We start from the raw sequence: 12,884 nt of genomic DNA on the forward strand, positions 1-12,884 counted from the left end.
CACGTAGGTTAATCCTTTCTGAACCATTTTAATTCCATGCCCGGAGATATTTCAGGTCGTCGTGTAAAACCGGATTTTTCGTAAAATCCTGCTTTATCCTTTGCCGAAAATAATTGTATATCCCTTATTTGATGCGTTTTGCATTTAAGTACAAGTTGTTCCAGTATCTTTTTTCCAAGACCCTTACTTTGGTATTCAGGCAAAATAATCAAATCGATGATGAGGGCATGTATAATACCATCACTAATGAGCCTTCCTAAACCGACCAATTGATCCCCGTCGTATGCTGAATAGGTGTACCAGCTGTTGTGTATTGCATACTCTAGTTCCTTATCAGAAAGTTTGTATGAATTGTTCCATCCGGTAGTTAAAAAAAGTTCCAAAAACTTTTTTGTTTCAGGGACTTTTTCCGAAAATATGAATTCTGGTAACTGCATTATAATTCTCTTTTTAAACCTTAATCATTGATTTATTATCTTCTTGCAGGTGCCGGAAAAATAATTTCACTTTCATGTCCATCAGCATCAATCGATTGCACTGCGAAAAAATAATTATCTTTTGAATAAGGAAGCTCAATAGAAGTTTCTTTTACAAATATTTTTCTTTCCCACAACGCTTGATAAGTTTCCCGCATCAATACATAATACCCGGCCGGCTTTTTACCTTTGGAGGGTGCTTCCCAGCTCAGATTGGTTGAGTTGCTGAGTCCGGCTAAACTAATGCCAACATTTTCAGGGGCATAAGGAGCTAATGCTAAATTGGCTAAAGTTGCCAGGTTGATCCCTGCATTTTTACGCACATATTCATAATCAACAAATTCTGGAGTATCTCCGTAATGGATCCCATTTTCTTCTCTTACAACCTGATGGGTCCTATCATAGTTCTCATTGAATTCAGTAATTCGAACGGCTATAAAACCTAATTTACAGAAAGGAGTATGATCACCACCACGGCCGAAACGATCATTTCGATAAATGAGTGTAACACTCAACTGGTCAACATAACGTTCGCCTATTTCCTTCACATAACGTGCTAATTGTCTGGCTTTGCCATCATTCTCCATGGCAGAATACGCCCTTGCTTTAGCCATTTGTTCAGTTTCAAGTTGAGGAATACCTTCGCTGAATACGCGTACTTTCATATTGTCGTTCAACAAAGTTCCGCTCGATCCGCTATTCCCGATCATATCGTTATTGAGCATGGCAACAAGGTTCCAGTTTTCGGATTTTGCAATTGATGCCATATTAGCGGCACCAAGTAGTCCATGTTCTTCACCTGAAACAGCGGTAAAAATAATGGTTCCGGAGAATGCTTTTTTAGACATGATGCGCACCAATTCCATGATGGCCGCTACTCCTGAAGCATCATCATTTGCTCCCGGGGCGAACACTTTTCCGTCGTTATTGTCTTCAGCACGGGAATCCAAATGTGCGCTGATTAAAAATATCCTGTCATCAGTCGGATCGTTTCCTTTAAGTGTGGCAACCACATTTTGTAATTCCAACTCTGTTTTGATTCGTTGACCTTCACCACCGGCTTTATATTTAACCAATTCAACACTTAAGCGTCCGTTTGAAGAAGGGATGGACTTTTCCATTTCAGTTTTAATCCAGTTCCAGGCTGCTCCAATACCTTGCCTGGTGTCGTTTTGAACGCTTAAATTATTTCTTGAATTAAAACTTACCAGTTTACGTACAGTCGCTTCTATATTCTTACTTGAAATTTCGTCGACCATTTGTTTAATAGCCGGATCGCGAACGACGGTTGTTTGAGGATAGGCTATAAAAACCAAAATGAAGCTAAATACGAATGATAAGGCTGATTTTTTCATGAGTTAGGCTTTAGGTAAATATTTAATAAGTATAAAATTCAATATTTTGAATGTAAAGTTATGAAAAGTGTAATCATATTTTTACCAATTCACGTTTATTCTGTCATGGCTATCGCCCTGATCGGAGAACCGTCAATTCGGTCAAGTTTTAAAGGAAAACATTGGAAAGTGAAAAATTCGGTTCCTAATTGATCTAAATTGTTCAGGTTCTCAATAATTAATATTTCCTTATTCAAAAGGGTAAGATGAACAGGGACAGTTTCACTTTTAATATGGTCGATCGAAATAATATCAAGCCCAATCCCTTTTAAGTTGAAGTTTGACAACCAGATAGCAGATTCTAAAGATAGAACCGGAAAATGATCAAAATAGTCTGTTGTATTCCATTTTTTATACCAACCCGAATTAAAGATAATAAACTCAGATTGCTGAATATCAGCTTCATATTTCAATAAATATGATAATGGAATTTCTTGATTTGCGAATTCATGACAAGGAATTTGAATGGCTTTTCCATGAAATTTTGAAATTGGAAAATCGGTAAGGGTTTTTGCCTGATCAATCATGTGTGAAGGAGCATCGATATGGGTCCCATTATGTGAATGCATTTCAATTGAAGTGATGGCAAAGCCATGATCTTTAACATTTCTCAAACTCTTTAATTCAGGCATTTTCATTCCCTCAAATACTAAATCTCCTGATTTTATGCTATGTGATAAATCAATAATTGACATACTCGTTTTTTTGTTAAAAGTTAAAATATATGATGCGAATTTATTGAAATTTAAGAGATATAAATAGCACTGAAGTTAATATCTTTATATTTGCATACTTAATTAAATTTGTATGAGTGTGAAAGTATTATTTGTTTGTTTAGGAAATATTTGCCGATCGCCCGGTGCTGAAGCTGTTTTCAGAGAGAAAATAAAAAGACATCATCTGGATGGGAATGTTGAAGTGGATAGTGCAGGTACTTCAGGATTTCACGAAGGTGAGGCAGCCGACAGCCGTATGATTTTACACGCTAAAAGACGAGGATATGATATAATAAGCATAGCCAGAGAAATCGTGCCCGGTGATTTAGATGCCTTCGATATAATTGTAGCCATGGATGCGAATAATTATCAGCATTTGATGGGGATGACCAAGAATCCGACTCAAAAAAACAAGGTAGTAATGATGACCGATTATAGTGAAATATACGAAGGAGATGTTCCAGATCCATACTATGGTGGAAGTCTTGGATTTGATAAGGTATTGGATATCCTCGAAGAAAGCTCAGAGGGGTTGATTGACGAGATCAAGGACCTCTATTCCACAAAGTTTAAATAAGAAAACCGTTTGAAGATAACATTAATACTTAAGGCATTTTATAAACAAATGCATTTACATTCATCCCCGCACCCACAGAAGTAAATACAATATATTCGCCTGATTTCATCGAATGGTTTTCCATTTGGCCCCGCATAATCATATCATAAAGTATCGGTACGGTTGCTACTGAGTTGTTTCCAAATTTGGCAATGGTCATAGGCATTACATTCTTTGGTACATCCTGTACTTTAATATTGTATAATTTGAAAAGTCGATTCAGAATGGCATCATCCATTTTGGCATTAGCCTGATGAATTAAAACCTTGCTGATTTTTGAGATCGGAAGTTCAATTTTATCAAGTGTATCTTTTACCAGTTGCGGAACATAAGACAGTGCGTAATTGTATAGCTTACGACCATTCATTTTAATATAAATTCGCTCGTCTCCTTTAGTTTTATGATAGGTATGACCCATGTTAAGTAAGTCGGCATGCTCAAATGTGTCAGAACGGGTTTTGTGAGTAAGAATTCCCACAGGTGTTTCACTTTGTTTGGCTTCGAGGATAACTGCACCTGCACCATCCGAATAAATCATACTATCAATGTCATGGGGATCAGAAATTCGGGATAAAGTTTCACTTCCAACTACCAAAACCCTCTTTGCATCCCCCGATTTGATGAAATAATCAGCCTGAATTATCCCCTGAATCCATCCCGGGCAACCGAAAGGTAAATCATAGGCAACGCAATATGGGTTTTCGATTTTCAACCTGGCTTTAACCCTCGCGGCCAAACTTGGAACAATATCCACTTTATGAATGGTGCTTTTTACATCTCCAAAATTATGTGCAACGATGATATAATCAAGCGTTTCTTTGTCGATTTGGGCATTTTCGAGCGCGAGTTCTGCAGCAAAAAACCCAAGATCGGAAGCTACATGATCTTTGTTTGCGTACCTTCGTTCTTCAATTTCTGTAATTTCTTTAAATTTGGTAATTATCTCTTCATTTGACTTTGGAATTTTAATCCCTTCCGCGTCGTAAAACTCATTATTAATAAAATCGCTGTTTTTAACGATATTTTTTGGAATAAAACTTCCACTGCCTATAATCGTTGAGTATGTGTTAAGATTCATGATTTTGATTTAAAATTTGCAATATTATGAAAGATAAATGAGAATGGTGAAAATATTATGGTATTTAACATTAGTACCTTTATTTGAAAATTTATGAAATCGCCTGTTCAACGGCTTTGCGGGCGTGAATAGTCGTAGTGTCATATATTGGGATAGAAACATCTTTTTGTTTGATAAGTAATGGTATTTCGGTACAACCCAGTATTACTCCTTCTGCTCCATTTTGTGCCAGTCTTTCAATGATATCCTGAAATGCTTTTTTTGAAGCACCCTTTATTTGCCCCATGCACAGTTCTTTATAAATTATGTGATGAATAATATTCATTTCTTCATTATTAGGGATCACAACCTCTAACTGATGACGATCGGCCAACCTTTTTTTGTAGAAGTCCTGTTCCATTGTAAATCTGGTGCCTAATAATGCAACTTTTTTTAATTTTTGATCTTTGATTACTTCTGCGGTAGCATCTGCAATATGGATCAACGGTAAATTAATATTTTGTTCTACGGCATCAGCCATTTTGTGCATTGTGTTGGTACATATAACAATAAGATCGGCCCCACCCATTTCAAGCCGTTTAGCGGCATCGATCATCATCCCGGTTAGCTTGTCCCATTCATCCTTATGCTGAAGTTGCTGAATAGGCTCAAAATCTACTGAATACATTAAGCTCTGAGCCGAATGCATGCCACCTAGTTTTTCCTTCACAAATTGATTGATGAGGCGATAATATTCTAATGACGACTCCCAACTCATGCCTCCAATTAGGCCAATCGTTTGCATAATAAAATTCTGGTTAATTAATAATCGGACAAAATTAAGGATAATAAATAACATAGACGCCTTATTTGGATTTTTACATCCTGCCGGTTATTAGCCAGAATTAAAAATTAGCTGTACATTTTATTTGCTTTTTTGCATGATGTGAGGCTAAACTTCATTAGAACAAATGCTTATGATTGACAGAGTTAAAAGAAGGGTTAATCTTTCAATTTAATGAATGAAATAATTAACAGTAAAGAAATTTTCTGTAAAAACTTAAAAATTGCAATAACATGCCTTTTCTTAACTATAATCTGTTAAATATTCATCCAGTTTTGTTAAGGATTCTCCGAAAGTTTTTCTGCCTAAGCTAATTCTTACCTTTTTATGAGGATAATCATATACTGAAGACGGTAAAAGCATCAACCCTTTTTTGTCAACCAGATCCTTACAAAACTTATCAATGTCTTGTTGGATTATCAATTCAGGAAATGTTATTGGCCCGGCTTTGGGTTTGTTCCACTTAAAAATGGCTGAATATTTATCGATAAACGCTTCCAGAATTACAAGATTGTTCTTGATGATTGTCAAATTCCGGTTCAATATATGCTCTTTATTTCGCAATGCAATGAGGGCAAGAATTTCGGATGGAGCCGGAGGACAAATGGTGGTATAATCTTTAAATTCAATCATTTTCCTGATCCAGGATTTATTTTGGGTGCCTAACCAACCAAGTCTTAAACCCGGTAATGCAAATGACTTCGACATTCCACCTAATGAAATTCCTTTCTCATAAATATCACCGACTGCTTTTAATCGGTCAGATGAATCATATTCTAACAGACGGTACATCTCGTCTGAAAATATAATGATATCCTTTTTTCTTGCAAATTCAATAATTTGCTGAAGTTGTTCTCCCGAAATTGTTTCGCCTGTGGGATTATGAGGGAAATTAATGATAATTAATTTAGTTTTGTCAGTTGCTAAAGAAAATAAATCATCAACTTCAAAGCTGCCTTTTGTATTTGGCTCCCAATTTGAAATGCTTGCCCCTATACTTTTTGCAATCTCATATAAGGATTGATAAGCAGGAAAAATTGAAATAACATGATCACCTTTATTGATAAGCACATTCAACGCAATAAAGATGCCTTCTTCAGGTGCCAGTATAATCAGTTCGTCCAGACTGATTTTCGAATATAGTTTAGCAATTTCCTGACGCAATAAAGGCAGTCCCTGCGAATGGGTGTATGATAGGATCAGGTCGTTCCAGAGTTTTTTTGATTCTTCATCGGCCATCGCTAAAAGTTCACTTTGACCTAATGGTTCACAATCGGAACAACTCAATAAATAAGGAGCTGAAAATTCATATTTGGCAAAGTAACGTTCGAGTTTGAAGGGTTGTATTTTCATGTAGATATCAGTTATCTTATTGATACGAAAGATACATAATCTTATTTTTATGGTGGGAGTGGATTTTGAAAAAATAATGTAAATATAACTTGACATAATGTATATAAAACTATACATTTGCGGTGATATTAAAAACCCTATTTTAACCTAAATTAATAAATATGAGAAAATTTAACGCTTTAGCCGACCCGCAATATAAAATGGTCGGCTTGACTTTCGCCTTTATTGGAGTGCTTTTATTAATCGTCCAAAAACTATTGAACCTGACGTATGATCCGGGATGGGAAGAACGTACGCTTTTACTTATTCATTATGTAATTATTTTAAGTTTGATTATGCTGAATTTCAGCAAAGAGATAGATGATGATGAGCGTATTCAAAGGATCAGATATTCGTTATTGAAATTAATTTATGCCTGGACTATTCTTGGAATTTCATTTTATCTTGTTTGTACTGGTTTGAATTCGGTGGATCTGAATATGTATTTGATCATTTATATTATTGAAGGCATGCTTGTTTTGTATCAAATATTATTCAGAATATATTTAGCACTCAATCCAAAATGGATTTTTGAAGAACATCGATCTGCCAGATCGTTTCTGATCATGGGAATTACCATTCTGTTTTTGATCGGGTTAGTTATTTTCGATATGATCACATTCACAGTTTAAACAAGCAAGAAATGCAAAATACCCTCAAAATTGAACGAGCAAAAAAGAACATTACCCAAGCCGATTTGGCAAAGGCATTAGAGGTTTCAAGGCTTACCATCCATTCGATCGAAAGTGGAAAGTTTAACCCGTCGGTTCAACTGGCACTCAAGATGGCTGCTTTTTTTGAGGTGAAAGTGGAAGATTTGTTTCAACTGGATTAAAGGTTAACCCTGATTGATTTAAATCCTGTGATTTTAAAAAGCGTTAATCATAAATACTAAATTAAATGAAAAACAGTGAAAGAATTGTTTATGGAATTACAATAACGGTTGCGATCTATTTATCGGCAGTAATTATTGGTAGTTTAATACATTTTAACAATGCGTTTATCGCTTCATCCTTCGCGACTCATACGATAATGCTGTTGCTTTCCATACTTGGAATTATCGCGATGAAGAGGAGTTTAACTTATCAATTATCACTGCCAAAGTTAAAGTTGGTTTTTAAACCAATTATTTATGCGATAGTTATAACCATAGTTGTTAATATATTAATGACAATTATCACCAAAGTGGCTGGAGGAAAGATCGAACCGCATCCATTGCTTGCACAATTAACCCCATTGCAGGTTTTTATTTTCGTGTTTATTTATGCCAGTATCGCTGAGGAATTATTATTTCGTGGCTTTTTATTGAATATGTTAGAACCTTTGCGCGAAAACGGCATACCTTTTTTAAAAATCAGGTTAAGTTTACCTGTCATCATAAGTGCATTAATGTTTGGATTGGAGCATTTATGTTTAATAACAACAGATGCAGATTTCTTTTTTATATTGCGAATAGTAATTTTTACGATGAGTCTGGGTTTAATTGCCGGCTATTACCAGGAGAAGTACAACAATAATGCTTATGCGATCATTGTTCACATGTCGGGAAACTTACTTGCTTTGTTAGGTGCCCTGATAAGTCAAAATGTTTAACAGAGACAATTCCAATCGGGGTTAAAGATTTGTTATACTGGATTAAAGGAATTCATTCAATGAGTTGGCCATCTACCCTACGATGGTTTCAAACCCTCGTAGGATTTTGTTTTACATTTCGGCTATCGCTTAATATCAAAGTTCAGTGTACCAAGGTCTAAAATGATTGAACCCCGAGCGTAGTCGAGGGGTTAACATAAGTGTAAAACTGTTGATTGTATCTTTGAGTTCTTACTTTTTTATCCTTAGATAAATATGTTTGATGCGCGATTTTTCAACCTCTCTTTCGTCAACTTCAAAATGCTCGCCCAAAGATTTTATCAATGGGGTCAATTTTGAAAATCCATAATTTCGTGGATCAAAATCAGGTCTCTTTTTATTAATCAATGCACCAACTGCCGCCAAAGAAGCCCATCCATCATCATCGGCTAAATCTTCAATGGTCGATTTTAATAGTTGAGTAAATTTTTTGTCTATCGGTTCAAATGCCGGTTTTTTATCTTTTGCAGTTGAACTTGTAGTTTTTATATCTTTTTTTGAAATCTCAATGGCTCCGATTATTTCGATGTAAATGAACTTATCGCAAGCAACAATAAAGGGGCGTGGGGTTTTCTTTTCTCCTATACCAATCACAAACATACTCGATTCCCTGAGTCGTGTAGCCAGTCGCGTAAAATCGCTATCGCTCGAAACCAAACAAAATCCATCCACTTTTTCATTGTGCAGAATATCCATTGCATCAATGATCATCGCTGAATCTGTTGCATTTTTTCCGCTGGTATAACTGTATTGCTGAATGGGAGTGATGGCATGTTCGAGTAGTGCGGGCTTCCAGCCCGATACAGTCGGCTTTGTCCAATCGCCGTATATTCTTTTAATAGTGGGTGTTCCAAGTTTTGTAATTTCATCGAGCATTCCCTTAATATTTGAATAAGGAATATTGTCTGCATCGATCAAAACTGCTAATTTAATATCAGATCTTTCTCTCATGGGTTTTTAATAATGAACGTAAGGTAATGAAAAAGAATGCTTAATCAAAGTTAATTAATGTTAGTTCTATATAAGAAAACATTAAAGTACAGACTTCCGATTTCATAAGCGTTTTAATAAATTAAGATATAAGACGTTAGACCTTAGATATTAGACAAAGATTTTAATACCCATAATTCTACAAATTCAGATTCACGCCAGTTTTGATTCCGTTTGGTTTTTTTAGAGGCCTGACCAACCTTTTTTTGTAACAATAATTCCTTCTGAAAACGTCCTCCATTTGCTAATTCGATTTGAATGGGATGCGTTTTACTCGATTTGGTAATCTGGGCCAGATTGGAAAATAAAATGACGAGCCGTCCGTCAGCATTAAGATGTTTTGTTGCTTCGGCAAAAAAGCGTGGATATAGGTCTTCATCGTAATAGATGGCTTTATCTAATCCTTCTATGTTGTGAGATGCCGGAATCCAGGGTGGGTTGAATACGATTAATTCGGTTTTTAAATCGCAATTAGCAAACAGATCGCCATGAAATAAATCAATTTTTGAAAAAAGGTTGTTTTTCTTTAAGTCTTCGTTTACACTGATAATGGCATTAGGATTAGAATCAGTTCCGCATATTTTTTCAAAACCATGTTTAAGCATCTGAAAAGAAAGAACCCCACAGCCAATCCCGATATCAATGGCAGATTTTTTTTCTCCATTATATTGCTTTAACCATTTATCAAAAAGCTTCAAATGCTCGAATCGGGTAGGGAAGTAGGTTCCATAATAAGGATGGAGTTTTCGGTCGAGCCCAGGCATAGCAATACCATTTTCAAACCATTGCCAGGCACTGTTCAAACCCTGAACCTGAGGAAAAGGCAATAAAAATTCGTCTAATTCGGGGTATAATATTTTAAACCAGCCAATTTCAGGGGCCTTCCTTACAATTAGTCGATGATTCCGAATCAATAATAATATTCGATTTGATAATTCCTGATAAAGTGTTCGGGACTTATGTTGAGAAATGAAAGTTTGATCAGGCTGATTTTCTTCAATAAATATTTTTAAAGTCTGCAAAATGTTAAGCCCGGTACTATAGAAATCGATGATCAAAACATTAAACCCTGCTAATAGTGCATCAATTGCTTCTTGCGGATCCATGCGGTTTTTGTATGGAATAATTTCAATAGCTGTGAGGATAGGTTGCGGACGATTTGCTCTGATTTTATCGATTGCTGTTGTCAAGTTGTTTTTATTTAGCTCCACTTAGTTCGACCCGAAATTACAAAATATATAGTTGCCAGCTACAATGATGGATGATGAATGATGAATGTAAAATGATGAATGTAAAATGTAAAATGTTGAATGTAAAATGTAAAATGTAAAATGTAAAATGATCAAACCTAAATTACTATTCGTTGCATTCAACAGTTTATCTATTGTACTGTTCCAAGAATATGTAATTTTGACTTTTATATATCGAACGAAAAAGATGAAACCTGGCCTACGTATAATTGTTAACATTGCTTCATATGAATAATTTTGATGTCATTGTTGTAGGAGCGGGGCCTGCCGGATTAATAGCAGCAGGAAGAGCAGCCGAATTGGGAGGAAGAGTTCTGCTATTGGAGAAAATGCCTAAAGAAGGCAGGAAATTGTTGATTACAGGAAGTGGCCGATGCAATATCACCAATAATGCTCCGATCGGAGATTTCATTGCTCATGTTTATCCTGATGGCCGTTTTTTAAGGAATGCTTTTTCCGGGTTTTTTTCAAAAGAGATCATTGGATTATTAAAGAAGTATGGTGTCGATTCGGTTTTAATTCCCGGAGGAAGATACTTCCCTGTCAGCAATAAATCATCGGATGTATTAAATGCATTGTTAAGATGGGTTCGAGAAATGAAGGTTGAAATCCAGTGTGGACATAGAGTGGAACAAATTATTACTGAAGGCAATGTGATTAAAGGTGTTCAAGCTAACGGACGAAAATATCCGGCTCAGAATGTTATTCTTGCAACAGGGGGTAAATCATACCCTGCAACCGGATCGACCGGGGATGGTTATGAGTTAGCAAGAGCAGTTGGACACACCATTGAAAATGTCAGGCCTGCACTTGTACCTCTGATCACAGAAGGTAAACTTGCTCAAAATTTACAAGGGCTTAATTTAAAGGATGTGAAGGCTGTACTTTGGGTAAATGATAAGAAAGAAGGTGAAGCTTCGGGTGAAATGATTTTTACGCACTTCGGTCTTTCTGGCCCTATTATTTTGACCCTAAGCAGAATAGCGGTTACAGCGTTGGAGGAAAATCAGAAAGTTGAGATTACCATTGACTTGGAGCCTATGCTTGATGAGAGAGAACTCGATAATCAATTGCTTACAGACATCAATGAACATGGGAAAAAGAAGATCAGCAATCTTTTCCATTACTGGTTATCAGCTTCCATGGTGCCTGTTTTCCTTGATCTTTTAGGATTTGATCCCGAAAAAGAATGCCATCAAATTTCTTCAAAAGAAAGGAAACAAATCCGGCATTTAATTAAAAACCTGCGTTTTAAAATTACGGGCCATCGATCCTACAAAGAAGCAATTATTACCGCAGGCGGTGTTTCCACGAACGAAATATCTTCCAAAACCATGGAATCAAAGCTGGTTAAAGGTCTTTATTTTGCAGGTGAATTGATCGATCTGGATGCAGAAACCGGTGGCTATAATTTACAAATAGCTTATTCGACGGGCTGGCTGGCCGGTGATTCGTGTATGAAAAAAGAATGATTATCTCTTACCTTGCCTTATAAATTACCTAAAATCTTTAATAATATACCATATCAACTAAATTATGCTATGAATGTATAATTATTCTTTCTTCAGTAATAAATATGTATTAATGAAATTTACGGAAGGTTCCGAAATCAGCTTTACCAATTTTTTTCTCCCTAATTTGTCGTCAATTGTTTGAGCCATTTTGGCACCAACCCTATACCAAAGTCTTTTTTCATCAGATAAGACAGATAGCTTGTCCCAGTCTTCATCAGTAAGTATTTTGCTTGGATTATTTTTGAAATGAAAATAGATTTCAAAAAACGCAGATTCATATGATTGCATTAGCCCTGCATCTTGAATCGCAATATAATCTTTGTCAATTTCCATCGCTCTTTCTTTTTTTCTAAGCGAATACGGAACATAAGTACCCATCCCTTCCAAGTGTGTGAAATATGCGATCAAATCTGTCATTTCTTTGTATTTATTGATATCAAGAGATGGCATGGCGTTATTTTTAATCGTCACGAAACCAGCATGATGTAATTCATGAATGGAATAATACTTGATTTCATTTTGATGTTCTACATAATGTGGATGTGCCAAATTCAAACTGGCATTGTTCCCAAAAACAACCCCTAAATCGTAACCAAATGTAAAAAACAGATTGCTCGAATATTTAAAATCTTCAGGAAGGTATTTCAAACAAGTTTTCTGTGGTAAATCGATTTCAGCAATCTTTGTCTTCGCATAATGTAGATTGCTTTTAAAGGCATCCAATACTTTCCTTTTATCATCAATGGGGGTTAATAATGAGATTACTAAATCGAGGCCGCTATTATGAGAGATGTTATTCTTATAGGCTATTGCATGATTTAAAAGATGTTCCGTGGCTGGAAGATTAGCAATTTTATTTAAATAACTAGAATCCCCAGATTCCAAATACCTTATTGCCAATTCAGCAAAAGAAAAATCATAAATCACCTTCCCCTTTTGAATAACAAAATCCATTTCAATATTTTGGGAATTTGAAAAAATTGATGCAAGTAAAAAAATTGAA

At 35.7% G+C, this 12,884-nt stretch carries 14 protein-coding genes; 5 read left to right on the forward strand and 9 right to left on the reverse strand.

Annotated elements, in window-relative coordinates; translation table 11 throughout:
- Positions 1-8 precede the first annotated feature (8 nt).
- From KKG99_10180 to KKG99_10190, 3 genes are all read right to left on the reverse strand, one after another.
- Entirely contained in the window at positions 9-437 is a 429-nt protein-coding gene (locus KKG99_10180) for a GNAT family N-acetyltransferase (GenBank protein MBU1013364.1), read from the reverse strand.
- 35 nt (positions 438-472) lie between these two features.
- Positions 473-1,831, reverse strand: coding sequence for a M28 family metallopeptidase (locus KKG99_10185; protein ID MBU1013365.1), 1,359 nt, complete (start codon positions 1,829-1,831; stop codon positions 473-475).
- Between the two features lie 95 nt (positions 1,832-1,926).
- Positions 1,927-2,565 carry a cyclase family protein gene (locus tag KKG99_10190; GenBank protein ID MBU1013366.1) on the reverse strand — a complete coding sequence of 213 codons (639 nt, stop codon included), beginning with the start codon at positions 2,563-2,565 and terminating at the stop codon, positions 1,927-1,929.
- Between the two features lie 112 nt (positions 2,566-2,677).
- On the opposite strand from KKG99_10190, the gene KKG99_10195 reads away from it, so the two are divergent.
- Positions 2,678-3,163 (forward strand): low molecular weight phosphotyrosine protein phosphatase, encoded by a 486-nt coding sequence (locus KKG99_10195; GenBank protein ID MBU1013367.1) that lies wholly within the window; start codon positions 2,678-2,680, stop codon positions 3,161-3,163.
- A 28-nt stretch (positions 3,164-3,191) separates the two neighbouring features.
- Here the strand turns inward: KKG99_10195 and KKG99_10200 are convergent, their stop codons facing one another.
- The 3 genes from KKG99_10200 to KKG99_10210 form a co-directional block, all read right to left on the reverse strand.
- Positions 3,192-4,280, reverse strand: a complete 1,089-nt coding sequence (locus tag KKG99_10200; GenBank protein ID MBU1013368.1) for a ketoacyl-ACP synthase III — start codon at positions 4,278-4,280, stop codon at positions 3,192-3,194.
- 91 nt (positions 4,281-4,371) lie between these two features.
- Positions 4,372-5,064 carry an aspartate/glutamate racemase family protein gene (locus KKG99_10205; protein ID MBU1013369.1) on the reverse strand — a complete coding sequence of 231 codons (693 nt, stop codon included), beginning with the start codon at positions 5,062-5,064 and terminating at the stop codon, positions 4,372-4,374.
- A gap of 282 nt (positions 5,065-5,346) precedes the next feature.
- The gene (locus KKG99_10210; GenBank protein ID MBU1013370.1) at positions 5,347-6,456 is read right to left on the reverse strand and encodes an aminotransferase class I/II-fold pyridoxal phosphate-dependent enzyme; all 1,110 of its coding nucleotides are present in this window, start codon (positions 6,454-6,456) and stop codon (positions 5,347-5,349) included.
- 161 nt (positions 6,457-6,617) lie between these two features.
- Here KKG99_10210 and KKG99_10215 point away from each other — a divergent pair, with 161 nt between their 5' ends.
- From KKG99_10215 to KKG99_10225, 3 genes are all read left to right on the forward strand, one after another.
- Positions 6,618-7,127 (forward strand): hypothetical protein, encoded by a 510-nt coding sequence (locus KKG99_10215; protein MBU1013371.1) that lies wholly within the window; start codon positions 6,618-6,620, stop codon positions 7,125-7,127.
- 11 nt (positions 7,128-7,138) lie between these two features.
- On the forward strand, positions 7,139-7,330 hold the full coding sequence (locus KKG99_10220; protein ID MBU1013372.1) for a helix-turn-helix transcriptional regulator: 192 nt from the start codon (positions 7,139-7,141) through the stop codon (positions 7,328-7,330).
- A 65-nt stretch (positions 7,331-7,395) separates the two neighbouring features.
- On the forward strand, positions 7,396-8,088 hold the full coding sequence (locus KKG99_10225; GenBank protein MBU1013373.1) for a CPBP family intramembrane metalloprotease: 693 nt from the start codon (positions 7,396-7,398) through the stop codon (positions 8,086-8,088).
- A gap of 231 nt (positions 8,089-8,319) precedes the next feature.
- Here KKG99_10225 and KKG99_10230 read toward each other — a convergent pair whose 3' ends face one another.
- Together KKG99_10230 and KKG99_10235 are read right to left on the reverse strand one after the other, a co-directional pair.
- Positions 8,320-9,078: an NYN domain-containing protein gene (locus KKG99_10230; protein ID MBU1013374.1), complete on the reverse strand. Its 759-nt coding sequence runs from the start codon at positions 9,076-9,078 to the stop codon at positions 8,320-8,322.
- Between the two features lie 143 nt (positions 9,079-9,221).
- Positions 9,222-10,223 carry a methyltransferase gene (locus KKG99_10235; protein MBU1013375.1) on the reverse strand — a complete coding sequence of 334 codons (1,002 nt, stop codon included), beginning with the start codon at positions 10,221-10,223 and terminating at the stop codon, positions 9,222-9,224.
- A gap of 371 nt (positions 10,224-10,594) precedes the next feature.
- Here KKG99_10235 and KKG99_10240 point away from each other — a divergent pair, with 371 nt between their 5' ends.
- Positions 10,595-11,839 (forward strand): NAD(P)/FAD-dependent oxidoreductase, encoded by a 1,245-nt coding sequence (locus KKG99_10240; protein ID MBU1013376.1) that lies wholly within the window; start codon positions 10,595-10,597, stop codon positions 11,837-11,839.
- Between the two features lie 81 nt (positions 11,840-11,920).
- On the opposite strand, the gene KKG99_10245 is transcribed toward KKG99_10240, so the two are convergent.
- Positions 11,921-12,835, reverse strand: coding sequence for a hypothetical protein (locus KKG99_10245; GenBank protein ID MBU1013377.1), 915 nt, complete (start codon positions 12,833-12,835; stop codon positions 11,921-11,923).
- Positions 12,836-12,884: the final 49 nt, after the last annotated feature.

This window comes from Bacteroidota bacterium, assembly GCA_018816945.1.
Classification (GTDB): Bacteria; Bacteroidota; Bacteroidia; order Bacteroidales.

Coding starts and splice junctions, on each gene's coding strand:
- KKG99_10180 (MBU1013364.1), bottom strand. CDS start 437: ATGCAGTTACCAGAATTCATATTTTCGGAAAAAGTCCCTGAAACAAAA.
- KKG99_10185 (MBU1013365.1), bottom strand. CDS start 1,831: ATGAAAAAATCAGCCTTATCATTCGTATTTAGCTTCATTTTGGTTTTT.
- KKG99_10190 (MBU1013366.1), bottom strand. CDS start 2,565: ATGTCAATTATTGATTTATCACATAGCATAAAATCAGGAGATTTAGTA.
- KKG99_10195 (MBU1013367.1), top strand. CDS start 2,678: ATGAGTGTGAAAGTATTATTTGTTTGTTTAGGAAATATTTGCCGATCG.
- KKG99_10200 (MBU1013368.1), bottom strand. CDS start 4,280: ATGAATCTTAACACATACTCAACGATTATAGGCAGTGGAAGTTTTATT.
- KKG99_10205 (MBU1013369.1), bottom strand. CDS start 5,064: ATGCAAACGATTGGCCTAATTGGAGGCATGAGTTGGGAGTCGTCATTA.
- KKG99_10210 (MBU1013370.1), bottom strand. CDS start 6,456: ATGAAAATACAACCCTTCAAACTCGAACGTTACTTTGCCAAATATGAA.
- KKG99_10215 (MBU1013371.1), top strand. CDS start 6,618: ATGAGAAAATTTAACGCTTTAGCCGACCCGCAATATAAAATGGTCGGC.
- KKG99_10220 (MBU1013372.1), top strand. CDS start 7,139: ATGCAAAATACCCTCAAAATTGAACGAGCAAAAAAGAACATTACCCAA.
- KKG99_10225 (MBU1013373.1), top strand. CDS start 7,396: ATGAAAAACAGTGAAAGAATTGTTTATGGAATTACAATAACGGTTGCG.
- KKG99_10230 (MBU1013374.1), bottom strand. CDS start 9,078: ATGAGAGAAAGATCTGATATTAAATTAGCAGTTTTGATCGATGCAGAC.
- KKG99_10235 (MBU1013375.1), bottom strand. CDS start 10,223: ATGGATCCGCAAGAAGCAATTGATGCACTATTAGCAGGGTTTAATGTT.
- KKG99_10240 (MBU1013376.1), top strand. CDS start 10,595: ATGAATAATTTTGATGTCATTGTTGTAGGAGCGGGGCCTGCCGGATTA.
- KKG99_10245 (MBU1013377.1), bottom strand. CDS start 12,835: ATGGATTTTGTTATTCAAAAGGGGAAGGTGATTTATGATTTTTCTTTT.